The organism is Vibrio sp. 2033, from assembly GCF_033339735.1.
Map to the genome: position 1 here is coordinate 1 of NZ_JAWOVC010000623.1, position 575 is coordinate 575.

Sequence of the window (575 nt, forward strand, 5' to 3'; positions counted from 1 at the left end):
TTCTTTATGTGGGCGTATTAGCGTACTTATCGCGCTACATTGTTTAACATTTAAAGATGACAAAGGCGCCGATGCGACGCCTTTGGTGTACCTTGAAATCGACGACTACATATCGTCGTAGGCTTCGATTTTTGAACCTTCAATCACATACGCTGTTTCTGCCAGTTCATGGTTAATGGTTTCGGTTTTTAACGTTCCCACCACGTAAATGACATCCCAAAGTTCCTGTACTGGTGCGCCTTTCGGAAATTTCACGTAAATGATTTGGTTTGGTGGTGGTGGTGGTACGTGGATACACGCCCCAAAATACGGCACCAACAAAAATTCCGTCACCGTGTTGGCATCTCCCTCAAGAGGAATCACGAAGCCAGGGATTTTGACCTGACTGCCATTGAGTTCTGGTCTGACGTTACCGATTTTTGATTGCTGCGCCGCGCCACCACTGTGATCAGATGCGGGCATCCCCACGCTGTCGAACAGCTTACGTTCCGCTTCAGGAACCAGATCGATCCAGTCGAGCGTTAATGGCTCATCACTCGCCATGACCGGCGTCGCAAATGCAATCGCGAGTAAGC

Annotated in this window: 1 protein-coding gene; it reads right to left on the reverse strand. The window is 48.9% G+C overall.

The window, feature by feature from the left end:
• Positions 1 to 105 precede the first annotated feature (105 nt).
• Positions 106 to 575: DUF3299 domain-containing protein (locus R7P74_RS28145; protein WP_318123963.1), on the reverse strand; the 470-nt coding region annotated here is incomplete at its 5' end.